15 protein-coding genes are annotated in these 25670 nt (G+C 65.9%); 11 read left to right on the top strand and 4 right to left on the bottom strand.

Annotated elements, in window-relative coordinates; genetic code table 11:
* Window position 1 precedes the first annotated feature (1 nt).
* The 9 genes from KSS94_RS21505 (at window position 2) to KSS94_RS21465 (ending at window position 16429) form a co-directional block, all read left to right on the top strand.
* Window positions 2-418, top strand: a complete 417-nt coding sequence (locus tag KSS94_RS21505) for a GPW/gp25 family protein (protein WP_217840070.1) — start codon at window positions 2-4, stop codon at window positions 416-418.
* The gene (locus tag KSS94_RS21500) at window positions 419-3970 is read left to right on the top strand and encodes a baseplate J/gp47 family protein (protein WP_217840069.1); all 3552 of its coding nucleotides are present in this window, start codon (window positions 419-421) and stop codon (window positions 3968-3970) included. It begins immediately after the preceding gene.
* Window positions 3963-6437 (top strand): baseplate wedge protein, encoded by a 2475-nt coding sequence (locus tag KSS94_RS21495; protein ID WP_217840068.1) that lies wholly within the window; start codon window positions 3963-3965, stop codon window positions 6435-6437. The genes KSS94_RS21500 and KSS94_RS21495 overlap by 8 nt, the downstream gene beginning before the upstream one ends.
* Window positions 6427-10074, top strand: coding sequence for a contractile injection system tape measure protein (locus KSS94_RS21490; protein WP_217840067.1), 3648 nt, complete (start codon window positions 6427-6429; stop codon window positions 10072-10074). Before KSS94_RS21495 ends, KSS94_RS21490 begins: the two co-directional genes overlap by 11 nt.
* A 72-nt stretch (window positions 10075-10146) precedes the next feature.
* Window positions 10147-11811 carry a hypothetical protein gene (locus tag KSS94_RS21485; protein WP_217840066.1) on the top strand — a complete coding sequence of 555 codons (1665 nt, stop codon included), beginning with the start codon at window positions 10147-10149 and terminating at the stop codon, window positions 11809-11811.
* 44 nt (window positions 11812-11855) lie between these two features.
* Entirely contained in the window at window positions 11856-12680 is an 825-nt protein-coding gene (locus KSS94_RS21480; RefSeq protein ID WP_217840065.1) for a hypothetical protein, read from the top strand.
* A 59-nt stretch (window positions 12681-12739) separates the two neighbouring features.
* Window positions 12740-13600: a hypothetical protein gene (locus KSS94_RS21475; protein WP_217840064.1), complete on the top strand. Its 861-nt coding sequence runs from the start codon at window positions 12740-12742 to the stop codon at window positions 13598-13600.
* Window positions 13593-14963 carry an ATP-binding protein gene (locus KSS94_RS21470; protein WP_217840063.1) on the top strand — a complete coding sequence of 457 codons (1371 nt, stop codon included), beginning with the start codon at window positions 13593-13595 and terminating at the stop codon, window positions 14961-14963. Before KSS94_RS21475 ends, KSS94_RS21470 begins: the two co-directional genes overlap by 8 nt.
* Window positions 14960-16429: an eCIS core domain-containing protein gene (locus KSS94_RS21465; protein ID WP_217840062.1), complete on the top strand. Its 1470-nt coding sequence runs from the start codon at window positions 14960-14962 to the stop codon at window positions 16427-16429. Before KSS94_RS21470 ends, KSS94_RS21465 begins: the two co-directional genes overlap by 4 nt.
* 145 nt (window positions 16430-16574) lie before the next feature.
* Here the strand turns inward: KSS94_RS21465 and KSS94_RS21460 are convergent, their stop codons facing one another.
* From KSS94_RS21460 to KSS94_RS21450, 3 genes are all read right to left on the bottom strand, one after another.
* Window positions 16575-17048, bottom strand: a complete 474-nt coding sequence (locus KSS94_RS21460) for an OsmC family protein (RefSeq protein ID WP_217840061.1) — start codon at window positions 17046-17048, stop codon at window positions 16575-16577.
* A gap of 46 nt (window positions 17049-17094) precedes the next feature.
* A complete protein-coding gene (locus tag KSS94_RS21455) occupies window positions 17095-18966 on the bottom strand; it encodes an LTA synthase family protein (RefSeq protein ID WP_217840060.1) in 1872 nt (623 codons plus the stop codon).
* Between the two features lie 120 nt (window positions 18967-19086).
* Entirely contained in the window at window positions 19087-22056 is a 2970-nt protein-coding gene (locus KSS94_RS21450) for a membrane-targeted effector domain-containing toxin (RefSeq protein WP_217840059.1), read from the bottom strand.
* Window positions 22057-22249: 193 nt separating this feature from the next.
* On the opposite strand from KSS94_RS21450, the gene KSS94_RS21445 reads away from it, so the two are divergent.
* Window positions 22250-23632, top strand: a complete 1383-nt coding sequence (locus tag KSS94_RS21445) for a multicopper oxidase family protein (protein WP_217840058.1) — start codon at window positions 22250-22252, stop codon at window positions 23630-23632.
* On the top strand, window positions 23632-24111 hold the full coding sequence (tadA, locus tag KSS94_RS21440) for a tRNA adenosine(34) deaminase TadA (RefSeq protein ID WP_217840057.1): 480 nt from the start codon (window positions 23632-23634) through the stop codon (window positions 24109-24111). Before KSS94_RS21445 ends, tadA begins: the two co-directional genes overlap by 1 nt.
* A gap of 83 nt (window positions 24112-24194) precedes the next feature.
* On the opposite strand, the gene mltF is transcribed toward tadA, so the two are convergent.
* Window positions 24195-25652, bottom strand: a complete 1458-nt coding sequence (mltF, locus tag KSS94_RS21435) for a membrane-bound lytic murein transglycosylase MltF (protein WP_217843641.1) — start codon at window positions 25650-25652, stop codon at window positions 24195-24197.
* Between the last annotated feature and the right edge of the window lie 18 nt (window positions 25653-25670).

Here is a 25670-nt window from a genome sequence, read left to right as displayed (position 1 = left end):
CATGGCCGGCAGCAGCTTCCTCGGCACCGGCTGGTCATTCCCGCCGGTGTTCGACAGCGCCAGCCACCAGTTGCGCCTGAGCGCTGGCGTGGACAACATCAACCAGTCCATCGACCTGTTGCTGCGCACGCCGGTGGGCAGCCGCCCGCTGTTGCCCGGTTATGGCTGCGACCTGGCCCGTTTTGTATTCCGCCGCATCGATGCCACCGCGCAGGAAGAGATCGTCCAATCGGTACGCCTGACCCTGCTCAACGGCGAGCCGCGTATTGCCGTGGAGCAGGTCAGCGTGGCGGTGCAGAAGGGCGGTGCCACGGTTACGGTGGACATCGGCTACCGGGTGCGCAGCACCAACACCCGGCATAACCACGTATTCCCGTTCTCGCAGCTCGAAGGCACCAACCTCGAGGCGCTGGACTAGATGGGAGCCTGGGCGGGGGCTGGCGAGGGCGCTGAAGTGACGGCGCTGGACCCGGTCAGTTGCTGCATCGACGAGCGCAGCCAGCGTGACCGGCTGGCGTTCGCCGCCGACTTTGCCAGCCTGGTGCAGTACTACGACCTGGACAACCAGCCCGCCGGTGACTGGCAGCGCTTTTTGCTCAAGGACCCGGCCATCCTCATGGCCGCCATCAGCAAGGCCGACCCGGGCAGCTTCTATACCACCTTCGCCCCCGGCCGGCTGAGCAGCAACGGCTTGCTGCAGTCTGCCCCCGACCCGCTGGATGTCGGCCTGTGTGACCAGCTGTGCAACCTGACCGGCAACATGCTGGTGCTGCTCGACCTGTGGTACCGCCTGCTCGGCCAGGCCAGCGAAACGCTGGTGCTGCGGGCATTTATCGAGAACCGCATCGAAGCCACCCTGGGCTCGCAGCTCAAGACCCTGCTGGTGCTGCAGCAGGCCTTGAGCGTGCAGACCAATGGCCAGGTACGGGCACCGCAGGACATGGACCTCGACCTCGACCGCTTCGACCCGCTTTGGCGGCGCCACGGCCAACGCTTCGATGGCCGCAGCCCGGGTAGCCCTCAGCAGGTGCTGCGCGGCATCTACCAGGTGGTCTACGGCGTCTTCAGCCAAGTGGTGGACTACGCCGGGCAAGCCTTCGAGCGCTGCCGCCTGGCCGCGACGCCCTACCCGGACACCGCGTTGTTGCGGGTGTTCAGCCGCCTGATGGAAAGCCAGCAGGCGCAGATCAACCGGCTGGGCCGTGAGCACCTGGACTTCTACTACCGGCGGGTGCTGCTGCAGGCGCCGCAGCCGGCGCAGGCCGATCAGGTACCGGTGTGCCTGCAACTGTCGCCCAAGGCCAGTTGCCTGGCCTTGCCGGCAGGTACAGCGTTCACTGCCGGCAAGGCAGCCGATGGCAGTGACATCCTGTACGTCAGCGAGCAGCCCCAGGTGTTCGACCAGGCCAGTGTCACCCAGCTACTGGCGCTCAGCGCCGCTGCTGCCGGGCAACGAATGAGCGGCTCGCTGGGGGCCACGTTGCCTGCTGCCGGCTGGGCGCCGTTCGAGGGCGGCGACACGCTGCGCCCTGGCTTCGCCCTGGCGTCACCGATGTTGTTGCTGCAAGCCGGGCGCCGATTGATCGACATCACCCTGGGGCTTGCCGGCGACGGATTCGTCTTCGCCGACGATACCCGCTACTGGCTCAGTACTGCCAAGGGCTGGGCCAGTGTTGTGCCGGAGCCGAGCACGGCCCCGGCGCCGGGGCAACTGGCCCTGCGCATTGCCCTGGACGCCAGCACGGCGCCGATCGTCGCCTGCGCCGGGCTCGATGGCATCGACTGTCCGTGGCCGATGCTCAAGGTCGAGCTTGGCGCCAGCCAGGCGTTGCAGGCACCGCCGCAGTTGCTCTCGATGACCGTGCAGGTGCAGGTCGAGGGCGCTGGCGCACAGGTGCTGGCCAACGATGCCGGGCCGTTGCCGGGGGCAGGCAGCGTGCAGCCGTTCGGCCCGGCGCCGGTGGTGGGGCAGAGCTTCTACGTCGGTAGCAACGAGTGGGGCGCCAAGCCCGTAACCGGCCTGGGCCTGAGCCTGCAATGGGAAGGGCTGCCCGACGACCTGGGCCTCTACTACGCAAGTTACAACGACTATTTACAGGCGTGTGACCCGCCTCAGCCTGCGCTGTTCGACAACGCGGCCTTCAAGGCCGAGTGGGCCCTGCGTGATGCCAGCGGCTGGCAGGTGCTGCTCGACGGCGCAGGTACGGGGGCTTCATCCACCCCGTTGTTCCCGGCGCGGCCGCTCAGCACCTTCGACCTGGCCTTGCCCGCGGGCCGGCGCTTCAACCCGGACCCGGCCCTGGCCCAAGGCGCGCTGCCCGGGCTGGAGCAGGGCCCGCCAGGTTATGTTCGCCTGCAACTGGCAGGCCCGGCGCCAGCCTTCGGCCACGCCCTGTACGGCCAGGTGCTGGCCGCTGTCAGCCAGGCCAACGCCGAGGCGCTGATTCGCCAGGCCAAGGCCAGGCCCGACGGCATGCTGACGCGCCTGCGCAAGGCCATCGGCCGCGCGGTACAGGCGCTGCGCCGTTGGTTGCGGCGCCTGCTGCACAGGCCGGTGCCTGCGCCGCAGCCTGCGGCCAAGGACCCCAATGCCCTGCAGCCGCTGCCCAACCCGCCGCTGAGCCCCACCCTGGCAGCGGTTCAGGTCGGCTACACCGCCAGCAGCCAGACGCGCTTCCCAGGGGATGCAGACACCAGCCCGGCTACGCTTTACCACTACGCTGCGTTTGGCCCCTCGCTGGCCTATGCCACTGGGCAGCCCTGGCCGGCAGACGGCTTTCCCAGCCTGGTACCCGAGGCCGCACCGGGCCTGATGCTCTACCCGGCAGTTGCAGGCGGGACCTGGCTGTATCTGGCGCTGGATAACGTGCTGGCGCCCTGCAGCTTGTCCTTGCTGCTGGCCCTGTACAACCCGGCGGCCCGTGCCTTGCCGGGGCCGGACCGGCTCACGGGTTACGCCTGGAGCGGGCAAGGCTGGCGCGCCCTTGAGGTGCTGCAGGATGGCACCAGCAACTTCAACCGCAGCGGCATCGTGCGGCTGCGCCTGCCCGAAGGCCTGGCACCTTCGCCGCTGCTGCCTGGCGCAGGCGTGTGGCTGGCGCTCTGCGTGCCGCCCCAGGCGCAGCATCTTAGCTTGAGCTGGGTGCAGGCCCAGGCCTTGAACCTTCGGCGTGCCGACACCTCGGCACTGTTGCCCGGCGAGCTGCCGCGCATCGTCGCCAACTGCATCAGCGCCCCGCAGCGCAAGATCGACGGCCTGGCCGGCGTGGTGCAGCCATTGGCCTCCAGGGGGGGGCGCGCCGCCGAGGGTGATGCCGGGTTCGGCGATGCTGCAGGTTTCTACCCGCGGGTCAGCCGGCGCCTGCGCCACAAGGACCGGGCCAGCAGCCAGCGGGACTACATCGACATGGCCCATGAAGCCTGCCCAAGCCTTTACCATGCCGTGCTGCTGGCCGGCAGCCAGCCAGGCGAGGTGAACCTGGGCCTGGTCAATGGCTATGCCAGTGCCCAGGAACCTGGGGCCTTCGCACCGCAGGTGGCAGCTGACGACTTGCTGGCGATCCAGCAACACCTGCAACGCCGCGCCAGTGCCATGGCCCGCATCGGCGTCGACAACCTGAGCCACCAGCGCCTCAAGGTCGAGGCTCAGCTGGTGCTGGCCACAGGCGCCGACAGCGCCAGCGTGCTGGAAGCGCTCGAGCTGCGCCTGCGCCTGTACCTTTCACCCTGGATCGCCGGCCCGCAGCCGCGCATGAGCCTGGCCAAGGGCCTGGACCGGGCCGAGCTGGCCGAGGTGATCGCCGGCTGCCAGGGCGTACAGGCTGTCGTGCTACTGAAGTTGTGGCTGGCCCCGTTGGGTCAGGGCGAGGCGCAACCCTGCCCCGATGACCCGTTGTTACCCGCACCCGGCGCGCTGCTGGTCAGTGCCGCGCAACATGCGCTAAGTGTGGCGGGGGGCAGCCATGGCTGAGCATTCCACGTACATCGTCGACGCGCCATTGCCCGAGGCGCTGGACTTCGCGGCCCTGAAGACGCAGGGCATCGACTGGCTCAAGGCGATGGTGGGCCAGACCTGGAGCAACTACAACGACAGCGACCCCGGGGTGACCATCCTCGAGCAGCTGTGCTACGCGCTGACCGAACTGGGCTATTGCGCGGGCTTTCCCATCGAGGATGTACTCACCGGCGTCGATGGCCGCATCCGCTACCAGGGACAGTTCTTCGAGCCCCGGCAGATCCTCACCTGTTCCCCGGTGACCGTGGACGACTACCGGCGCCTGGTGCATGACCGCATGCCCGAGGTGCAGGCGTTGTACCTGCGGCCTGAATTCCTGGGCGAAGGTGCAGCGGCGCGGCCCACGGGCCGTTACCTCAGTTGGCTGCAACTGGCCGCCTTGGCGCCTGGAAGCGGGCCGGACAAGCGCGCCGAACAGGTGCATCGGCTGCTCAACGGCCATCGCAACCTGGGCGAGTGGTTTGCCACGCCAAAGGTGCTTGAGCCCCGAACCATCCGCCTCGGCGGCACCCTGGTGCTGACCCTCGACGCCAACCCCTTGCGGGTACGCAGCGCAGTACGCCAGGTGCTGCGCGAATACGCCGTGGCGCCAGTGCTGCGGCGTGGCTACCAGCAGTTGCGCGGGCAGGGCCTGGAGGCGGACGAAATCTTCAACGGCCCGGCGCTCGAACAGGGCTGGATCGCCGGCGACGATGCGTTGCCCGACAAGACCACAGTCATCAACCTGTTCGAACTGGCAACCCGGCTACGCGCGGTGGAGGGTGTGGGGCAGGTGAGCGGGCTGGTCTTTCTGGGCAGTGACGCGGGGCAGAACATCATCGCCATTGCCGAGCCGCAGGTGGCTGACCTGCAGGACGACGCGCTGGTGCTGCTGCACAGCAACCAGCAGCCATTGCGCGAGCCTGCTCAGGATGACGCATTGCGCTTTCTGGGCCAGTTGCACGAGGCGCACCAGGCGCGCAGTGTCGAGGCCACGGTAGACCTCTGCCCGCCGTTGCCCCACGGGCGCTACCGGGATATCGAGAACTACTATTCGGTGCAGAACACCTTCCCCGACAGCTACGGCATCGGCCTCAATTCGCTGAGCTCGGATGCGCCCCAGCCGCGGGTGGCTTGTGCCCGGCAGCTCAAGGGCTACCTGCTGGTGTTCGACCAGTTGCTGGCCAACCAGTTTTCCCAGCTGGCCCATGTGCCCGAGCTCTTCAGCTTTGCCCCGCCGGCACCGGTACGGGCCGCCGAAGCGCCCGGGCTGAGCTACCCGCCCTTCCAGCCGACATACTACAGCCAGCCGTTGTACGAGGTGCCCGATGCCATGGCCCTGTTGCGCGGTGCCAAGGCGTTCCGCTACCAGACCGACCCGCAGCAGAGTGCGCGGCTGCTCGAGCATCAGGCCTGGCAGCGCCTGCGTCGGCATCCAGGCAATGTCTACCAGCATGGGCTGCGCAGCCTGATGGAGAGCGACGCCGAGGCGCAGGCGCGGCGCGACCGCATGCTCAGCCACCTGATGGCCCGCCACGGTGACCAGGCCGGGCTGTATGACGCCATGATCAAGGCCAGCCACTGGTACGGCAGTGACGCCCGCACCCGCTGCGTGGTCAAGAGCCTGTGGCTGGACAACTGCCAGACGCTGTCGTCGCGCCGTACCCGGGCGTTCGACCCCTACCAGGCCCGGCAACTGCCGCTGCCGGGGCAACGGCGGCGGGCCGGCCAAGCGCCACGCAAGGTCGGCCCGCCGCTGGTCGACGGCCAGCTCAACGAAGCGGCACTGCGTGACCAGGCCCGGCTGACGCCGGGTGATTTCGCCGATTTTTCGGCCTTCGAGCTCAAGCTCGACCTGCTGCTGGGGCTGGCGAGTCATCTGCGCCTGCTGTGCGCCAAGCTGTCCAGCCTGTTGGCTCGCGCGGATTTTCGCCAGTGGCTGGGCGATGCCGGGGGGACCTATTGCTTGCCGGGCGGCGACCTCAAGGTGTCGCCCGAGGGCACTGGGCACCGGCTGTACGAAGGGGCCCAGCCGCTGTTGCGGGTAGCTGCCCTGGCAGGTGCCAGGGTCACCCCCGGGGATTACCTGGCCTGCCTGGACCAGCTCGACTGGCTGGCGAACGCGCGCAAGGGCCTGGTGCTGATCGAGCACCCCTTGTTGCAAGGCGCGCAGGGCAAGCCCGGTGCGACCCTGGTGTTCCCGGCCTACGTCGAGCGGGTGGCCCAGGCAGATTTTGCCAGCCACCTGCAGACGCTGTTCGACGAGCACTGGCCGGCCCACGTCGAGGTACGCCGGCTGGACATGTCGCAAGTGGCGCTGCGGGCGTTGGTCAGCCACTACGTTACCTGGCACAACCAGCAGGCCAGGCCCGCCGAGCAAGCCGCGGTGCTGGCCAGGCTGCTGGGCCTGCACAAGGGCATGGAGGCAGGCCATGGCCGTTGAGCACCTGATCGGCCAATGCCGCTGGCAGAGCCGCCTTGACCAGCAGGAGGGCGCCGTCGCCGTACAGGACCGACTCAGCCACTGGAGCCGCGACGTGCTGCCGGCCGTGCTGGACGAAGTGCTCGACGCCTGCTGCCCGGCGCAACGGACCCTGCGCATCGACAGGCTGGAACTGCAACTGGGCGAGATCGCCCTGGAAGCCCTCGAACAGGAACTGCCCAGGCGCCTGGGCCAGGCACTGGGCCAAGCACTGGCCGAGCGGCGGCACGGGCCTGATGATGCCGAAGCAGGCCAGCAATGGCTGGCGCCGGTCGAGGTGCTGGGCGAGCGACTGGGGTGGTTCCTGCGCCACGGCAGCCTGCCTTGGTCGGCGCGCTCAAGCTTTGCGGTGGGCGCTGGGTTCGATGACATGCTCGCCTGCGCAGCGGATACATTGGCCCAGCTGCTTCGCGATCTTGGGCGCAGCGAACCGGTGCGCCGGCGTATCGTCTGGCAACTGGGTGAGGCGCGGGTGCGGGCCATCGTCCAGTTGCTCGAACCGGTGCATGGCGAGGTGGTGTGCCAGCATGCCGAGCAGCTGTTCGAGGTGCAAGCGCGCCGGCAGTTGCTGGCCTCGGGGGAGCGGGGGTTCCGTGACCAGGTATGGCAGGACATCCTCGCCTGGCTGCTGGTTGATCGCGGCAGCCTGTTCAATACCACAAGCTTCGTGCGCGACCTGCTGTGGCGAACCGCTCAGCGCCATGGCCTGGCGGCGCAGGTGTTGCTCGAACAGCTGTACCTCGCAGTCCAGGCCCTGCGTCCGCTGGGTTTCGTGCAGCCGACTTTCTTTACCGCCATCGTCACCTTGCACCGTCAGCAGCCCCGTGACGCCGAGCCTGTGGTGCGGGCCCGCAGCTCGCCTTGGCACACCTGGCAGGCGATGCTGCAGCACGGCCAGGGGCAAGCCCGGCAGGACGGGCGCAGCCTGCGCTACGGCGACCTGTTCGAGGCCCTGGCACGCCAGGACGCTGAGCGCATGACGGCGCTGCTGTACCGGTTCGGTACTGCGGCGTCGGTGCGAGAAGGGCTGCTGCGCCACTTGCAGGCACCGGGGCTGGCCGTGCTGGCACAACTGCTGGCACCACGTGACCATCTGTTCATCCTGGCCCACGTGGCCCATGCCGAGCAGGGTGCGCGGCTGCGCCAGTGGGACGCCCGGGCGGTGTGGCAGCTGTTGCTGGCTTACCTGCTGCTGGCCCGGGGGTCGCGCTTCGACCGCCGGCAACTGGTGCGTGACACCCTGCAGGCACTGGCCCGGCAGTTTGGCTGTGGCCTGCAGGTTTTGCTTGCGCAACTGGTCGACAGCCTGGTGCTGAGCCACCTCGACCCGCAGCGCTTCGAGCTGCTGGGCCTGTTGCGTCAGTTGCAGGGCGAGCTGCCTGTACAGCATCGCTATGAAGCCGGCTTGCTGGCCTACCTGCGTGGCGCGCGGGCAGGTATTCCTGCAACGACGGCCTGGCAGTCGCACCTGGCCTTGCTGCTGACGGGCGTCGACACGACCGCCCGGCAAGGCTTGCGCGAATTGCTGGCCAGCCCGGCGCTGGCCCAGGTCAGTGACCGGCTGTTGAGCGAACGGTTGATGGCGGTGGTTGGCGCGGCTGGCTGGCCACGCCTGGTAGCCTTGATCGAGCCGGCCGCGCTCGGCCCGTGCCGGGGTATCCTGGGCGAGCTGGGCGACGGTCAGCGGCGCGGCTACCTGCCGAGCCTGGCTGGCTTCGACCTGGCCTGGCGCCTGCCGGCCATGTTGTTGCAGGCCTTGCTCGGGCTGCGCGGGAGGGCGGGCGCGGGTTTCCAGCCGCAGCTTTTCTGGCGACGGGTGCGCGACCTGCTGGGCGCCCTGGCCCAGGTCGATGGCGTGGCGCTGCACCGTGAGCTGTTGGCCTTGCGCCGGGTCGAGCCGCTGTGGGGCCTGGTGGCCAGCGAAGGCTGGCGTGCACCGCTGGCGGTTTTGCCTGTGGCCAGTGACCTTGGGGGGCAAGCCGGGCGACAGTTATTGGTGTACTTGGCGCAAGACCCGGCCCTGGACCTGGACGCCTGGGTCGAGCGCCAGCCCGAACGCGCCCAGGCGCTGTGCTGGCTGGCGCGGCAAACACGCCAGCTGTCGGTGGCACGCTGGACGGCGGCGCTGCTGCCGCCGGGCCTGAGCCCCGCACAAGGCATCGTGCGCACCTGGATGAAACTGTTTGCCGGTTGCTGGCTGGGCGCCGAAGCGCTGCTGCAACAACAACTGACCGAGGTGTTCTGGCAGGTCGCCTTCGATGCCCGCAGCCTGCACCTGGATGCCCCGCGGCTGCTGGCCCGCATGGCTGCGCGTGCCAGCCAGCGTCTGGACATTCCCCTGGGCCGGCTGCTACAGGCCTGGCACGCGGCCTTGCCGGGCCTGGCCCATAGCCCCTGGCACGGCGCCCACGCCTGGCTGGTGCAGATGCCCCAGGCCCAACCCGGGCCCGCCGAGCGTTTCGTCCAGGACCATGCCGGGCGTTACCTGGCGCACCCGCGCCTGGCCGAGATCGCCCGCCATCTGCTGTGGCACGGGCAGCCGCCGGGCTGGCTGGAGCATGACGGCGCGCTCGACCTGGGGCGCCTGCTGCATGACCTTCTGCATACCCGGCGCGACCTGCTGGCGGCACTGTTGGGCGGCATTGGCGCCAGCCCCAGTGCCCCCCAGCGGCTGATGCACCATGTGCCGTTCGCCATGCTGGTGGATGCCCTCGCTGGATGGGCTCCGGCACGTCAAAGCCTGTGGCGCCAGGCCCTGGCACTGCACCAGGCGCTCGAGTGCCTGGAGCTGCCCGGTACCGAGCGCGGGCAGCGCACCCGAGGCCTTTACCTGTGGGTGCTGGAGCACGCCCTGGCGCGGGACTGGCCGGCGCTGGCAGCTGATGCGCTGCTCAGTGGCGTACTGGCGCGCCTGGTGCGTGAGCAGGCACTGCAACCAGCCACTTTGCTACCTGCGCTGGCGGCCCGCCTTGACCCGGCCGCCAAACCCCTGCACCAGGCGCTGGCGCGCCTGGCCCCCGTTGTCCCTGCAACCCCGGCCAGGCCTTTGCCGCGCCGGACCACCCTCTATCCCCCAACCCTCCCCAAGGAACCCACCATGACCCCTGTTTACAACGCCGGCCTCGTCATCATGCAGACCTACCTGCCGATGCTCTTTTCACGGGTACAGCTGGTGCAGGACCGCAAGTTCGTCAGTGAGGCTGCCCAGTTACGGGCAGTGCAATACCTGCACTATGTCTGCACCGGGCAGACCGAAACCCCCGAGTCCCATGCTGCGCTCAACAAGATGCTGTGCGGGGTGGCAGCGGATACCCCCATCGAAGGGGTGTTCGAACCCACCCAGGCGGAGATTGAGAACTGCAAAGGGATGATCGAGGCGGTCGTCGCAAACTGGCGCGCCGTTGGCCAGCAAAGTGTCGCCGGCATGCGCGGCAACTTCCTGATCCGCGATGGCCGGTTGGAGGAGAAGCAGGACTGCTGGGAACTGACCGTCGAACGTCGCCCCTATGACGTGTTGCTCAATCGCTGTCCCTACACCTTCTCGATCATCAAGTACTACTGGACGCCCAAGGCGCTTCGGGTCACCTGGCCATTTTGAGGTGCCGGGCCGTCAAGGCCCGGTATTGCCATCTTGCGTTATCTGTCTTCATGAACCGGTAAGGAAGCTCGAATGAACACGTATAGCGAAAACCTCCAGGCAACGGTCAACGATACCCTGGCGGCCCTGGCCGCCGAACAGGCACGGGTGCAGGCGCTGCACCAGGCTAACGACTACAAGCTGTATTACGCCCAGCAGGCGCGCATCACCACCCAGCAGGCGGTCGACGACCTGCGCCAGGTGCAGACCTTGTGCGGGGTTCTCAACCAGCAGGGCCAGGCCTGCACCATTGTCATCGGCAACCTGCAGCAGTCGGCCGGCACCGTCGCCAGCGCGGTGGGCGCCAGCAACACCAACATGGCCACCGCCGCGGCCAACGTGAACATTGCCGCCAACGCCATTGCCGCGCTGGCGGCCGACATCGGCTCGGCGCTCAATACCACCATCGCCTCGCTGTTCGACACCGAGCTGCACCGCCAGGTGCAACAGGCCAACAGCTTCGTCAACGAAGTGGCCAACGATGCCCGCGAGCTGTCGCGCCTGGCCATGGACGCCTCCGGCCGCACCTCGGAAATCGTCGCCCAGCCGCTGGCCCAGCAAACAGACGCGGTCGCTGCCGGCATCGATGCCCTGGCCAAGGGCGCCCAGGCCGCCAGTGACAGTGCCGCCACGCAACTGGCCGCAGCCCTGGCCACGGCCACCGGGGCCGCGCGGGCCGAGCGCCAGGCCGAAGGTGCGGTACGCGACAGCGCCAGCCAGGTGGCGGCGTGCCAGGCCACCTATCAGAGCGCCAACGAACAGCTCAACTTCAAGCTCAAGGTGCGGGCCACCGGCCCCAACCAGGTAAAGGTGTCGTTCAGCGAGCAACTGGCCCTGGCGCCGCGCTTTCGTGCCGCACCGGCGAGCCTTATCGAGGTGCCCGCGGTCGAGCCGCGCTTCCACCTGCTGGTGCTGCCGCAAAACCAGGCAGCGACCTTCTCGCTGACCCAGGCCCAGCAACTGTTCGCCAGCCGTGTGCCGGGGCGCATCCCCGAGGTGACCAGTGGCGACGACGGCCAGCCGCTCACCCTGGAGAGCGACGTCAACGGCCAGGCAATCGTGCCCGGCACGGCGTATGTGGCCTGGTTGCTGGTCGAATTGTCGCTTGGCTATCAGCGCTTCATCGGTGACTTCACCGAACTGCTGTCAGCGCCGAGTCTGCCGTTCACCCCGCTGATCCCGCTGCCGCAGGCCCAGCGCGGAGGGGATGTCGAGTTGCCGAACAAGCCCGATGCACCGCTGGCGGTGTTGCACTTCAATGCCGCAACGCTCGCCGACCGGCCCGATGGCCTGGAGTACCGCTGCCTGCTGGTGGAAAGCACTGCACCACTGAGAAAGCTTGGCCTGCTCATCAGTGAACAGGCGCGCAAGGCACCGGTGTACTTCACCCTGGACATCGCCTTGCAAGTGGCTCCGGCCAACTACGAGGTGGCCCTGCCCGGCGAGCCGGCCAAGACCGGCAAGGCCAAGGCCAAGACCGATGACGGCGAGGCAGCCGCAACGGGCGCAGTCACGAGCTACAGCGTGAACATCGACGCCACCACCACCGACGTGTTCGGCAACCCGCTCAAGCCCGGTACGCCCTACCAGCCCTACATCCTCGCGCTGGTCGACAGTGACCTGGACGAGGACGCCGAGGCCTACCAGAGCGTGCTCTCCGACAAGCTGGCGCTACTGACCCTGCCCAAGGCGCAATGACCTGCGGTGCTGACCGCCCAACCTCTCTTCAAGGATGTCCAGCCATGGCAAACCCAACCCTGGTCTACGGTATTTCGATCCGCAAGAACGCCGACCTGCAACACCTGAGCGAGCAGGTGGCGCTGGCGCAGAACCACGTTACCCAGCAACAGGCCATCGTCGATGCGCTGCAAGGCAAGGCCGACCTGTACGCCACCAGCCTGACCCAGGCCACCAGCAACAAGGCCACCGCGCTATCTGCGTGGAACAACGTCAGGACCCTGCAGACCAACGTCGCCAGCCTGGCCAGCAACCATGACATGGCCCGGCGCCAGGCCAACAAGGCCTGCGACGGCGCGGGTGCGGTAGCCGCGCGCATGGCCGGGCTGGTGGGCAAGCTGATCTTTTCGGTCGAGGTGGTCAACAAGGCAGCGCTGCTGATCAACCGGCAGAAGGCATTGAACCCGATGCTGCCCGACAGCCTGGTCAGCTACATGGCCAGCGCCACCAGCAATGCCAACAACGCGGTGGCGTTGGCACTGACGGCGTTGCAAAGCTGCTATGTGGCCGAATCGACCCTGCGTGAGTCCGACGCCGCCATCCTGGTGGCCAGCAAACAGGCCGGGCAACTGAGCGAGCGCATGGAGGAGGGGTTGGCCGAAGGCGCCGCCGAACTGCCGGCGCTGTCCAACCTCAGCGGCGGGGTGGTGTTGCTGTTGCAGCAAACCTACCAGAGCGCTTCCCAGGCCTATGACCTGGCCCTGGCCAACAGCACCAGCGTGGCCGAACAACTGGCCTTCGCCCAGGCGCAACTGACCCAGGCCACCATCAAACTGGGTTCGTTGCAGGCTGGCCTGGGCGCCGCCAAGGCCGCGGCCTACGCCGCGTGACTCAGCCCGCCTGGCTTGCGGCACAGCGCCCGCAGGCCGGGCCTGCCCGGAGAGCGAGCATGCACAAGCTGCGATTTCTACAGGACTGTTACCGGCGTACCGGCTGGTTGCCCATGCAGCCGTTGGCGCGCCAGTTGGCGGTAGGGGATGTGTGCCAGTTGCGTCAGGGGCGCTTTGTGCCCTTGCTCAACCTGGCCGAGGCGCACCTGCTCGAGCCACTGGCCGTCAGCGCGGCGCTGGCGCTGGATGCCAGCACCTGGCGCTTTGGCGCCGATGTGCGCCAGGCCTTTTGCGAAACCCAGTGGCACGAGGACGGGCAGGGCGGGCACCAGGCGGCCACCAAGCAGATGCTGGAGTTCACCCAGGCCGGCGGTTTTGCCTTCAGCGCCGCCAGCGTGCAGGCCCGCTTGCTGGTTAACTGGCACGCGTTGCGCGACGATGCGACGCTCAAACTCACCCAGGCGCGCTACAGCTTTCGCGAGGCCTATGTGGTCACCGGCGTGGCCGAGGCCCTGGACTGGGGGCTGGTGGTGGCCGGCGAGGCCGGGGCACGCCTGGAGCTGGTCACCGCACTGGACAGCAGTGACCGCCACCGTTTGCTTGGGCATGCCACGGCGCGCGCCCGGCAGGCTCACGGCATTGCCGACTTCGAACAGGCGCAGGGGCAGCCGGGGTACTTCTTCAAGGCGCGCAAGCTGGTGCTGTCGGAGGCGATGCACGATCACTACCTGGCGCAGTTGCTGGACAACCCCGGGCACCTGGCGGCCAGTCAGGTCGCCCACTGGCTCGATGCGCCGCTGCTGAACCTGGCGCGCGGCAATGAGCTGAACCTCAATTCGAGCCTGGACTTCTTCGCCTGGGAGAGCCTGTCGCTGGACGATGTCGCCCGCCTGGGTGGCGAGGAGGCCGGGCATGCCTGAGCCGGCCGACAACCTCGCGGCGTTGTACCGTGAACTGGACTGGCTGCACGCCAGCCTCGAACAGGCAGTGGCCCGCTACCTGCTGCAGGACGGGCACGAGGCGCTGGGCGGGCCGCCCGAGCCGCCGCCGCAGCCGGCCCAGGGCAGTGTCTATGGGGGGCTGGTCGAGAACTGGCAGCTTGGCCGCGACGAACGCCTGGCCCTGGCGTTGGCCCTGGCGCCGCATTTGCGCCCGGAACTGCTGGACCGTTTGTTCGGGGTCAATGGCCAGACCGGGCGCACCTTCAGCGAGTTCGGCGGCGCTGTAGAGCGGGGTTTCAGCGGCTTGCTGCCCACCGGCCAGACGCTGGTGTTCCTGCTCAGTGCCAACCAGCCGCATCGGCGGCTGGAGGCCTTGCGCATTCTGGCGTCAACCCACCGTTTCGGCGCCGAGCAGTTGCTGGTACTGCAACGCGCCGACGAGCGCCTGCCGGCGTTGTCGGGGGTACTGGCGTTGGGCGATGCCTGGCTGCATTACCTGCTCAGCGGTGAGCAGGTGCGCCCGGAATTGAGCCCGGCGTTTCCCGCCAGCCCCATTGGCACACCGCTGGGCTGGCAGGACCTGGTGCTGGACCACGGGGTGATGGCTCAGGTGGGCGAGATTCGTGCCTGGCTTGCCCATGGCCAGACGCTGATGCACGACTGGGGCCTGGCGGCCAAGGTCAAACCGGGCTATCGCACGGTGTTCCATGGCCCGCCGGGCACCGGCAAGACCCTCACCGCAGCGCTGCTGGGCAAGAGCAGCGGGCGTGAGGTGTACCGGGTGGACCTGTCGATGGTGGTGTCCAAGTACATCGGTGAAACCGAGAAGAACCTGGGCAAGGTGTTCGACGTGGCCAGCTACAAGGACTGGATCCTGTTCTTCGACGAGGCCGACGCGCTGTTCGGCCAGCGCACCGCAGCCAACACTTCCAACGACCGCCACGCCAACCAGCAGACCGGCTACCTGCTGCAGCGCATCGAGGACTTCCCCGGCACGGTGATCCTGGCCACCAACCTCAAGGCCAACATGGACGAAGCCTTCACCCGGCGCTTTCAGTCGATGATCCACTTCAACATGCCCTCGGCGCCCCAGCGCCTGCAGCTGTGGCGCAACGCCTTCGACGGGGTGTGTGCGCTGGACACCGATGTCGACCTGGCGCAACTGGCCCAGCAGCACGAGCTGGCCGGCGGCGCCATCATCAACGTGTTGCGCTACTGCGCCCTGGCCGCCATCGGCCGGGGCGGGCGCAGTGTCAGCCAGGCCGACCTGATCGAAGGCATCCGCCGTGAGCTGCGCAAGGACAACAAGACCCTCCAGGTCATCAGGAGCCAGGCCCAATGAGCGAACGCATTCAGCAGCACAAGCCGCAAAGCGCCGATGCCAGCCACGACGACGTGCGCCAGCGCCAGGCCGCGCCGACCCTGCAGGACAACCGCCAGGCGCCCAACCGCACCGGCATGCCCGGCCAGCTCAAGGCCGGCATCGAGGCGTTGTCGGGGATGAACATGGACCACGTGCGGGTGCACTACGACTCCGATCGGCCGGCGCAGTTGCAGGCGCTGGCCTATGCCCAGGGCAGCGACATCCACCTGGCGCCGGGGCAGGAGCAGCACTTGCCCCATGAGGCCTGGCATGTGGTGCAGCAGGCCCAGGGGCGGGTAAGGCCGACGATGCAGATGCAAGGTGGCGTGCAGGTGAATGACGATACCGGGCTGGAGCGGGAGGCGGATGTGATGGGGGGGAGGGCGTTGCAGTACAACCTATCCCCGGCAACCAGCTTTGGCGCACCGCTTGTACAAACACATGCAAACAGCCCTTTGCAGCGTGTGGTGGGCGCCTACAAACCGGGTACGCTGAGGAAAAACTACTTGGTGATGAAGCCTCTTGATGAGAACCAGCGTAAACACATGCAGGCGCTCCATGATGATGGCAACACCTATTACAGCATCGAGGATGCCCTGCAAACTGTCGGTATCAACAGTGCCCCTACTGCGCAGAGCAACTTGTCAGTGCCTTTCCCCTTCCGCTATCTGTCGGCAGGCCAAAACTATATGGACACGATTACCAGTGGTGGCGGTGGCCACGTGCAGAAGCCGCACGTTGGCGTGAATGAATGGGTGGGCGAATATTTGAGAACGTCGGTAGTTGCAGGAAGTGATTACGACGCTTTGCAACACGGCAGCAAGCGCGCAGTCTCCCAGATTGAGGTCACTGGAATAAGCCCCAATGTTGCGGCTGCGCAGCTTGGGCTGAATACCGATACAGCATGGGAGTGGCTGCATCTGGTGGCATTCAGTATCAAGCAGACTCACGTCAGTGAAATCTCGACGGGCTCTCTGAACTTGCTGAAAAAGACCAATCAGCCGCAACAGATTACCGAGAACCTGGTGCTGGGAACGGCCGGGGCGAATACGGCGATGTTGACCTATGAGACCTTCATCAAGAATTACCTGAACAACCACAGGGGTGTGAAGCTGAACTTGTTTGCATCGGCGGATGTGATCAGGCGTTCAATCAACGCAGGTAACAAGACGATCACTATCGACTTGGCCAACCGGATCGAATATCACTTCAACTTCGTGAGTGGGAGTCAGCTGAGCCCTCCCTTCGTGTTGTCTTTCAATCCGCTGAATCCTGCGAAGCCAACAAGCACGGAGTTTCACGAAGTGGTCAAGCAGTTGGAGGCACTGACTGAGACCACGTACGAGCTGCCGGACTACAAGGTTGCGGTGGGCGGACATTTTTCATTCGCCACCCAAGAGGTGGAGCCATTCAGGGACAACAGAATGGTGGTTGAAGATGACTAGGCGAGCCCGGACGGAACCCCTGTACGCATAGTGGGTTTACAGGATCAATACAGTAGCCTGGCTTTGCAGGTGTTGCTGTTGTACGGGGCTGGCGGGTGTATGTTTTCCAAGCGGACGCCAGCCCTTCTTGCGTTTTCCGCAGGCCTTAACTCTGGTGCTCAATCACAGCCTCGCAACGCACCGGGAAGTTCACCGAGTTGGCAACAAAGCACTCATGGTGAGCATCTTCATGCAGGCGCAGCGCCATCTGCGCATCGGAGTCGTCACTCACCACCACCTGCGGGCGCAGCACCACCTCGGTGAAGTGCCCCCTGCGCTCGGCATCGCCCTCGACCATGCGCGCCTCGGGGTGGTCGACATACACCAGCACGTTGACCTTGTTCACCGCACACAGGTGCAGGTACCACAGCTTGTGGCACGCCGACAGCGAGGCCAGCAGCATGTCCTCGGGGTTCCAGCGCGCGGGGTCGCCGCGAAAGGCCGGGTCGGCCGAGCCGTGCAGGCTGGGCTTGCCCGGGATCTCGAGGGTGTAGTCGCGCTGGTAGGCGGTGTAGTGGCTGGTGCCCTGGCCGGTGTTGCCGGTCCAGTTCAAGGTGAGTGCGTAGCGGTGTTCCTTCATGTCCCTTCCTTGCGCGCATTCATGGAGCCTGGATCATGGCACAGCTTCAGCGCTGTTCGGGGTCCTTGGCGAAAAACGCCTTTTGATAGGCGTCGTAGGACAGCAAACGGTTTTTCGTCGCGGTGAACTCATCGCCGGTCACCAGCTCTGGCTTGTTCTCCCACGGGTCGTCGTCGAGGTTGTAGCGCACCAGGGTGTCCGGGCTGTATTCGTAGATGTACTTGTACGGGTGCTCCACCAGCGCGCTGGCGAGCCGGTCGAAGAAGGTCGCCATGAAGAACGCCCGCTTGCCGTGGGGCCGCAGCAGGCTGATGCCCTGCACCTTGAAGCTTTCATCGGTGATGCCGAAAAAGTCCGCCACGGTGGGGGCGATATCGGTCTGCTGGCTGACGCTCGATTCAGGCTTGGGCAGGGTTTGGCCCTTGGCCCAGAAGATCAGCGGCACGGTCACTTCTTCTTCGTGCATCGACGAGTTGTGGATGAACATGCCGTGCTCGCCGAACGACTCGCCGTGGTCGCCCACCAGCACGAACAGCGTCGAATCCAGCAGGCCGGCCTTGTCGTAGCCTTCGAGCATCTGCCCGATCAGGGCGTCGGTAGTTTCGATGCAGGCTTCGTACTTGTCCTGCTCCGAGGTGGGCACTCTGTTGCCCGGGCAGTCGTAGGGGTAGTGCGCAGCGCTTGGGAAGTACAGGGCGATGAAGCCCTTGCCAGCCTGCTGGATGGCCTGCAGGTAGGGGATGCTGGGCAGGAACAGCTGCTCGTCGCTGGCGCCGAAGCTGCTGCTGTGCTGCGCCGCCGCGTTGGCGGGCAGCATGTCGGCGACGGCGTAGGCCTTGGACACGCCGATGGACTTGAGAAAACCGTCCATGTTCTCGAATTGCAGGAACAGCGAACTGAAGGCCACGGCCTGCATGTTGCGCTTTTGCTTGAGCGCGTGAAGCACACCGGGCTGGTGCAGGTGCATGGCTTCCTTGATTTCCACGCCGGGGTACGCGTGCTGCCCGGTGAAGATCGAGAAATAGCCCTTGGACGAATGCGGCACCGTGACATAGGCCTTGCTCAGCATGCCTTCGCGGGCGAGCCTGGCGAAGGTGGGGTAGCGTTCGGCGGTGTCGACGTTGGGGCCGAAGGTGCTGTTCCAGCGCACCGACTCCATGACGATGTACACCAGGTTCTTGAAGCCTGGGGCAACCTCGGGCCTGGGCAGGGCATTGATGGCTGACAGCGGGTAGGCGGGTTGCTCGAAGGGCAGCAGGTTCTGCGTGCTGTTGTCGCGGCCAAGGCCGGTGTTGCGCAGTGCCTCGACCAGCGGGCGGGTGGCGATGTTCTGGTTCAGTTCGTAGCGTGCGTCGCGGGCAAACACCGCACCCAGCAGCAAGCCGGCCAGCACGGCGATGAGCGCCAGCTTGCCGGTGCCGGTCATGGGCACCGGCGGGTGTTTGCGCGCCCAGCGGGCGGCCAGGCCCACCAGCAGCCAGGTGCCCAGCCAGGCCAAAAACAGCACGAAGACAATGAAGCGGAAGGTGAAGCCAAAGCCTGCCAACTGGTTGAGGAACACCTCGGCGCCTGAGGTCAGGCTGCCGGCGTGCTCCAGGCTGTACTGCACCAGCGCCCAGTCCAGTGGCTTTAGCCACAGCTCGCGCACGCGCATGTCGATCAGCAATAGCAGTAGCAAGGCGCCGCAGAAGGCGCTGACCGGCATCCAGCTGTAACGAACCCGGCGCAGCAGGGTGATCGCCAGCAGGTACACCAGCGCGGCCAGCAGCAGGTCCTGCAGCAGGTACAGGCCGATGCTGGCCGGGTCGGTATCCACCCAGCGGCTGGCGAAGTAGCTGATCAGGATGACTTTTGGCAGCAGTAGCAGTGAAACGGCGGCCAGCAGGGCCAGCTGCAATGGAGTATTGCCTTTTTGCATGTTGGCCAAGCCTCGGCATGGGTTGGGCAGTCGCGACGCTTGAACTTAAGCAGCCTGGGCCTGTTTGGGCAAGCAGTCACGCAGGCCGGCAGGCTTTGGCCTGCCGGCTCGCATGGGGCATCAGCTGATATAGCGCATACCGCGCGCGCGTAACAGTACGTGCAGTTCGGCAGGTTGCTGCAGGCGACGTTCGTGGATCGTCGGCCAATCCGGCTGCTCCACGTAGATGAAGCGCCCTTCATGCTTGATCGGGGTACGTCGCAGCGACAGGTCGCGCGCCCTGCTTATCACATAGGAATCGCCTGCCTCCTCGGCAATGGTGTAGTCGCCGGGGCGCCTGAGCAGCGTATCGAAGGCCTGGACGGGAATGCGCTCAGAGCCTGGGGAGGCAGAGGGCTTCGAGGATACGCCAGCGCGTAACCGAAGGTCGCCCTTGACTCGATGGACGTGCTCACCCTCGCCCTTCCAGTCCAGGCCATTATCTTTCACTGTCAGCCCTGGGTCGGTATCGAAGCGGTCCGGCTGGCCTATGGGGGCATCCTCGACGCGCAGGCCAATGGCGCCTTCCAGTTCGGCGAGCCCGGGGACACCCTCGAACAGGTTGCAGTGGGTATTGCCGACCAATGCCACCCACCTGCCTGGCCCACGCAAGGCCTGATCGGCCTGGATGATGCGGTGGGCGTAGAAATTCATCATTTCCTGGCGTGAAATCGGGTTTGCCAGCCCCTCCTGCCGGTAGCTCGCCATGCAGTCGATGGACTGGATCCGCACGCCGTTTTTCTGTGCCTGTACCAGCACCTGGCGGAACGTGTAGCGGCCCGATTCATCGGTCATGTGCCCGCGATCCTGCCCGGCGATGTAGCTATCCAGTTCTTCGGGCATTTCACCGGTGCGATTGAATACATCAAGGTCAGGCTGCTGGAAGTCGGTCTGGTAGTGCTCGAGGTAGAGTGTTTTCACTTTCATCTTGCGCAGCAGCGGCATGTTGTCGATCAGAAAGCGTTTGCTGCCCATTGCGCTGTGGGACTCACCGACCACCAGGCCGTCGGTGTTGTCGTAGATTTTCCCGAGCAGGGCCTTGGCTGTCATGTTTTCGGCAGGTTCCGGTATGGGCGGGCGCGGCGGCAGGTCAGGCGCCTTCATGAACTCTACGGCATCGGCGGCCAGTTGCTGGCGCACGTTGCGGAACGTGACAACGGCCTGGTGTACATCCGGATTGAAGCTTACATGGTCACCTTTCAGTACTGCCCTGGAGGCATGGCGCAGGTGTGAACGAAGCGCCGGTGGCATCTCGTACGGGGTTTCGGGCAGCGCTGGCAGTTCGGGGCGTGTGGGCGTTCGCCCCCAGCCCTTGAGCCGCGAGAGCATGCCGCCCTTGAGGCCTGCGCGTTCAACTGGGTGCCATTGGCCATCGGCCTGCAGGCGAATGCCTTGGCATTTGTAGAAGGAAAACGGGTTCTCGGGGTCGACGATGACCCAGGTTTCCAGCTCGCCAACGTAGCGGACCTGATAGGGCAGGTCGTCGATCAGTACGTAGAACTGGCCGTCTTGCAGGTACACGCCGGCCAGCTTCCCGGCCCCAGGCTCCCCTGTGATGATTACGTTGGTTCTGAAGGGGGCCAGCAGTTCGGCACTGTCCCCAGGCCAGAAGGGCCGGGGAACCCAGTGCTCAAGTTGGGCGGGGGTGATGGGCAGGTCCTGCTCATGGGGCTCGCTTTCGTCCGGGCCGGTGGGTTCCTCTGGTGCCGGCACAGCTTTTTCGCCCTCGCCAAGCTCTGCCAGTGGCTTGCCGGGTGCCCCAAGCAGGAAGGTGGCATTGAACAGGGTATCGATCGCCGCGAAAATCGCTCCGACCACTCCAGCCTTGCGTTCGCCAGTGGTGTGGCCATTGATTGCCTGGTCGACGTTCAGGCCGGTGGTGGCCAACCCAGCGCCCACCACCACCAGGGCGACGGGCCAGTCCACGGCGGCCATCGGGGCGAACACCTTGCTGAATGCGTTGAGGTAGCCGATCCACAGTTGTTTGCGCAGGTCGGCATTCGAGCGCAGGGAAAAATGCACATCATCCAACATGCGTTGCCGAGCCTTGTCACGCAGCCAGCTGAAGCCATCGCCACTGATCGTCATGCCCGAGGCGTTCAGCCCGGTGTGGTCGTCCCGTCCCCAGCCTTGGTACAGCAGGTCGACAAGGTGATTGAGCCCGACGCCTGCGTCGCTTTCCTCGCGGTCGCCAAGGGAAAAATGGCCCATGAAGCGGGCGCGGTTTTCGGCGTGGTTGTTGTGCGCCAGCACCCACCAGAACAGCGCCTGCTCGTTGGGGAAGAGCTGCAGGGCATCCACGTCACCGGGTATGTACAGCAGTTGCCGGCCATCGTTCATGACGATCCGCAGGATGTCGGTCGCCACGTAGCCGCCGATGTCCAGGGCGCTTAGGCGTACCCTTGCCTTGTCTGGGGCAACCTCGCGAAGCAGTTGTTCGTGCGAGGGTGGCCAGAACTGCCCGCCGACCAGCGCCTCAGAGGCCTCGGCGCAGCACTTGGCGAGTGCTGAGCCTGGGTTTTCGGCACAGGCCTGCAGCACCTTGCTGAGAAAGTTGAGCTTGGCCAGGGTGCGAAAGTCGCTGTAATGCTTGGCCCAGAAGGCCGTGAGACGTTGCTTGAAGTTGCTGGCGAAGTCGATGCTCCAGAAGTACTCCAGCACCCGCCTGGCATCGAGCCTGACTTCATTGCGCTCGTCGTACTCGCCCTTGTCTGGCCCGTCGGTGTAGAAACCGACCAGGTAGCTGAGCAGGTCGGCGTTGTCCGCATCGTCGGCATTGAAGCGGTGCATGACCAGTTGCGGCAGGGTCAGCGACTCGTAAGGGGTTTCGAAATGCTGCCAACCCGAGTAAGTCCTGGGGCTGCTGGACGCGGTGATGAAACGGTGCAGGTAGACGTCATCCGGGTCCACTGTGTGGATGCCGTTACGGTCCAGAACCTGCTGCGCGACTTCGCGCGCCATCTGGCGCATGTCCGGGCAGTCGTCGGTCAGTTGGCTGGCCAGGGCTTGCAGCGCCGTTTTGTCGGCATTGGGCGTAGTTTCGGGTGACATGCTGTTACTCCTGGTGGTTGTAGGGGCTGGCAGCTTGTCGGGTGGTTGCCGAGGGGCGGTGGTATGTATTGATACCCGGCATGGCAACGCGCGCTTTCACTTAATCTTTCGCAAATGCAGGTGTATCGTATTCGCCCTTCATCGCCGGCCGCTGCTGGCAGACTGATTGCGCGAAAACGAGGTACCCGCACCGATGTCCTTTTCCCGTCGACAAATGCTCAAGGGCCTGACCGGCCTGGTGGTAGTAGGCCTGGGCGCCGGAGGTGCCGCGCGTTACTGGCTGGGCAAGGTCGAGGACGACAACGCCGGGCACGATTACGAGCTGATCGCCGCGCCCCTGGATGTCGAGCTGGTGTCGGGCTTCAAGACCCAGGCCTGGGCCTTCGGCCCGTCGGCGCCGGGCACCGAGTTGCGGGTACGCCAGGGCACCTGGCTGCGGGTACGCTTCATCAACCACCTGCCGGTGGAAACCACCATCCACTGGCACGGTATCCGCCTGCCGCTGGAAATGGACGGCGTGCCCTATGTGTCGCAACTGCCGGTGAAACCGGGCGAGTACTTCGACTACAAGTTCCGCGTGCCGGATGCCGGCAGCTACTGGTACCACCCCCACGTCAGCAGTTCCGAAGAGCTCGGCCGCGGCCTGGTCGGCCCGCTGATCATCGAGGAACGCGAGCCCACCGGCTTCAAGCACGAGCGCACCCTGAGCCTGAAGAACTGGCACGTCGACGAGCAGGGCGCCTGGCTGCCGTTCAGCATCCCCCGGGAGGCGGCGCGCAACGGCACCGCCGGCCGGCTGATCACCATCAACGGCCAGGCCGACTCGGTCACCGAGCTGCCGGCCGGCCAGGTGGTGCGGTTGCGCCTGCTGAATCTGGACAACACCTGGACCTACCGCCTGAACCTCAAGGGTAACTGCGAGGCGATGATCTACGCCCTGGACGGCAACCCGGTGACCCCGCGGGCGCTGGACGACGATTACTGGCTGGGCCCGGGCATGCGCATCTGCCTGGCCGTTCGTATTCCTGAGGCGGGCGAGGAAATCTCCCTGCGCGACGGTTTCGTGCGCCTGGGCACCCTGCGTTCGGTGGCCAGCAGTGATGCCCCCGGCGACTGGCCCAAGGCACTGCCGGCCAACCCGATCGCCGAGCCGGACCTGGAGAAGGCCGAAAAGCTCAACTTCAATTTCGAATGGGTCGGCAAGGTTTCGGTGAACACCGAAAACGGCAAGCCGCCGAGCCTGTGGCAGATCAACGGCCAGGCCTGGGATATCACCGACAAGACCTGCGCCGACCGCCCCATCGCCACGCTCAAGCTCGGCAACAGTTATATCTTCGAGCTGAAGAACATGACCCAGTACCAGCACCCGATCCACCTGCATGGCATGAGTTTCAAGGTGATCGGCTCCAATCGCCGGAAAATCCCCGAGCCTTACTTCACCGACACCTACCTGCTGGGCAAGAACGAGCGCGCGCAAGTGGCGCTGGTGGCGGATAACCCAGGGACCTGGATGTTCCACTGCCACGTCATCGACCACATGGAAACCGGCCTGATGGCCGCGATCACGGTGGTGTGATGCGCCCGCAGATCATCGATCGCAGCCGCGACCAGGAATTCATGCGCCTGGCCCTGGACCTTGCAGCCCAGGGCGCGGTGTTGGGCGAGGTGCCGGTGGGAGCGGTGCTGGTGCAGCACGGCCAGGTACTGGGGCAGGGTTTCAACCGGCCGATCCTCGACAGCGACCCCAGTGCCCACGCCGAAATGGTCGCCATCCGCGCTGCTGCGCAGGCGGCCAGCAACTACCGGCTGCCGGGCAGCACCCTGTACGTCACCCTGGAGCCGTGCAGCATGTGCGCCGGGCTGATCGTGCATTCGCGGGTGGCGCGGGTGGTGTTCGGTGCGCTGGAGCCCAAGGCCGGCATCGTGCAGAGCCAGGGGCAGTTCTTCGGGCAGGGCTTTCTCAACCACCGGGTGATGGTGGAGGGTGGCGTGCTGGCCGAGGAGTGCGGGGCGATTCTGAGTGAGTTCTTCAAGGCCCGGCGGGCCAAGGGTTAACCTGCATTGGCCTCATCGCCGGCAAGCCGGCTCCTACAGGGATTTGTAGGAGCCGGCTTGCCGGCGATGAGGCCGGTGCAGGTTTACATCGGCGGCGACTGCTCCGCCGGCTTGTCCTTGTTCACCCCGGGCACATGCAGGTTGCCCTCGGCCACCTGGCCTTCGAGCTGCGGTTGCGTGACCCAGGTGAGGATGTCGTAGTAGCGGCGGATGTTGGCCACGAAGTGCACCGGCTCGCCGCCGCGGGCGTAGCCATATTTGGTTTTGCTGTACCACTGCTTCTGCGACAGGCGTGGCAGCATCTTTTTCACGTCCAGCCACTTGTTCGGGTTCAGGCCTTCGCGCTTGGCCAGGGTGCGGGCGTCTTCCAGGTGGCCGCTGCCAACGTTGTAGGCGGCCAGGGCGAACCAGGTGCGGTCCGGTTCCTGGATGCTGTCGTCGAGCTGTTCCTTGACCAGGATGAAGTACTTGGCGCCGCCCTGGATGCTTTGTTTCGGGTCCAGGCGGTTGGACACGCCCATGGCCTGGGCGGTGCGCTGGGTGAGCATCATCAGCCCGCGCACGCCGGTCTTGGAGGTGACCTCGGGCTGCCACATGGACTCCTGGTAGCCGATGGCCGCCAGCAGGCGCCAGTCGACCTGCTCCACCTTGGAGGAGGCCTTGAAATGCTTCTCGTACTTGGGCAGGCGTTGCTGCAGGTGCTGGGCGAAGGTATAGGCGCCGACATAGCCAAGCACGTCGACATGCCCGTAGTAGCGGTCTTTGAGCCGCTGCAGGGTGCCGTTCTTCTGCGATTTGTCGAGGAATTCGTTGACCTCGTTGAGCAGGCTGTTGTCCTCGCCTGCGGCCACCGCCCAGCGCTGGTCACGGGCGTCGCCCAGGTCGAAAGCCACGCGCACGTTGGGGAAGTACACCTGGTTCATCGCCAGTTCGTTGGAGTCGACCAGGGTCAGGTCGATCTGCCCTTCGTCGACCATGCGCAGCAGGTCGACTACCTCGACGGCGTCGGACTCTTCGTATTCCAGGGCAGGGTACTGTTTTTTCAGCTCCGCCAGCTGGTCGGCGTGGCTGCTGCCCTTGAGCACCATGATTTTCTTGCCCACCAGGCCCTTGGCCTCGGTGGGGCGCGAACGGCCGTTGCGGTAGATGACCTGAGGCGTGACTTCGAGGTACGGGTGGGAGAACTTCGCCTGGCTGGTGCGCCGCTCGCTGCTGACCAGGCCGGCGGCAGCCAGCACCGGGCCGGACGGCTTGCCCAGCTGGTTGAAGATGTCGTCGAGGTTGTCGGCGGTCTCGATCTCGAGCTTGACCCCCAGGTCGTCGGCAAAACGCTTGACCAGCTCGTATTCGAAGCCGGTTTCGCCGTTGCGGTCCTGGAAGTAGGTGGCCGGGCTGTTGCGGGTAATCACGCGCAATACGCCATCCTCCTTGACGCGTTCTAGGGTGCTGGGTTTTTCAACACAGGCACCGAGCATCAGGAAGAGTCCGGTTGCGAAGAGCCATTTGGCGCAACGCTGGCGTAAAGCAGTGTGGGCGAACATAGCGTGCAGTATACGCAA

The sequence above is a fragment of the Pseudomonas fakonensis genome (genome assembly GCF_019139895.1).
Lineage (GTDB): Bacteria > Pseudomonadota > Gammaproteobacteria > Pseudomonadales > Pseudomonadaceae > Aquipseudomonas > Aquipseudomonas fakonensis.
Note: the sequence above shows the minus strand (reverse complement) of the source record. Positions and strands in the feature narration are given on the sequence as shown.

Bases quoted from the DNA above. Each gene is read 5' to 3' on its own strand.
- KSS94_RS21505 (WP_217840070.1), top strand. From the start codon at position 2: ATGGCCGGCAGCAGCTTCCTCGGCACCGGCTGGTCATTCCCGCCGGTG.
- KSS94_RS21500 (WP_217840069.1), top strand. From the start codon at position 419: ATGGGAGCCTGGGCGGGGGCTGGCGAGGGCGCTGAAGTGACGGCGCTG.
- KSS94_RS21495 (WP_217840068.1), top strand. From the start codon at position 3,963: ATGGCTGAGCATTCCACGTACATCGTCGACGCGCCATTGCCCGAGGCG.
- KSS94_RS21490 (WP_217840067.1), top strand. From the start codon at position 6,427: ATGGCCGTTGAGCACCTGATCGGCCAATGCCGCTGGCAGAGCCGCCTT.
- KSS94_RS21485 (WP_217840066.1), top strand. From the start codon at position 10,147: ATGAACACGTATAGCGAAAACCTCCAGGCAACGGTCAACGATACCCTG.
- KSS94_RS21480 (WP_217840065.1), top strand. From the start codon at position 11,856: ATGGCAAACCCAACCCTGGTCTACGGTATTTCGATCCGCAAGAACGCC.
- KSS94_RS21475 (WP_217840064.1), top strand. From the start codon at position 12,740: ATGCACAAGCTGCGATTTCTACAGGACTGTTACCGGCGTACCGGCTGG.
- KSS94_RS21470 (WP_217840063.1), top strand. From the start codon at position 13,593: ATGCCTGAGCCGGCCGACAACCTCGCGGCGTTGTACCGTGAACTGGAC.
- KSS94_RS21465 (WP_217840062.1), top strand. From the start codon at position 14,960: ATGAGCGAACGCATTCAGCAGCACAAGCCGCAAAGCGCCGATGCCAGC.
- KSS94_RS21460 (WP_217840061.1), bottom strand. From the start codon at position 17,048: ATGAAGGAACACCGCTACGCACTCACCTTGAACTGGACCGGCAACACC.
- KSS94_RS21455 (WP_217840060.1), bottom strand. From the start codon at position 18,966: ATGCAAAAAGGCAATACTCCATTGCAGCTGGCCCTGCTGGCCGCCGTT.
- KSS94_RS21450 (WP_217840059.1), bottom strand. From the start codon at position 22,056: ATGTCACCCGAAACTACGCCCAATGCCGACAAAACGGCGCTGCAAGCC.
- KSS94_RS21445 (WP_217840058.1), top strand. From the start codon at position 22,250: ATGTCCTTTTCCCGTCGACAAATGCTCAAGGGCCTGACCGGCCTGGTG.
- tadA (WP_217840057.1), top strand. From the start codon at position 23,632: ATGCGCCCGCAGATCATCGATCGCAGCCGCGACCAGGAATTCATGCGC.
- mltF (WP_217843641.1), bottom strand. From the start codon at position 25,652: ATGTTCGCCCACACTGCTTTACGCCAGCGTTGCGCCAAATGGCTCTTC.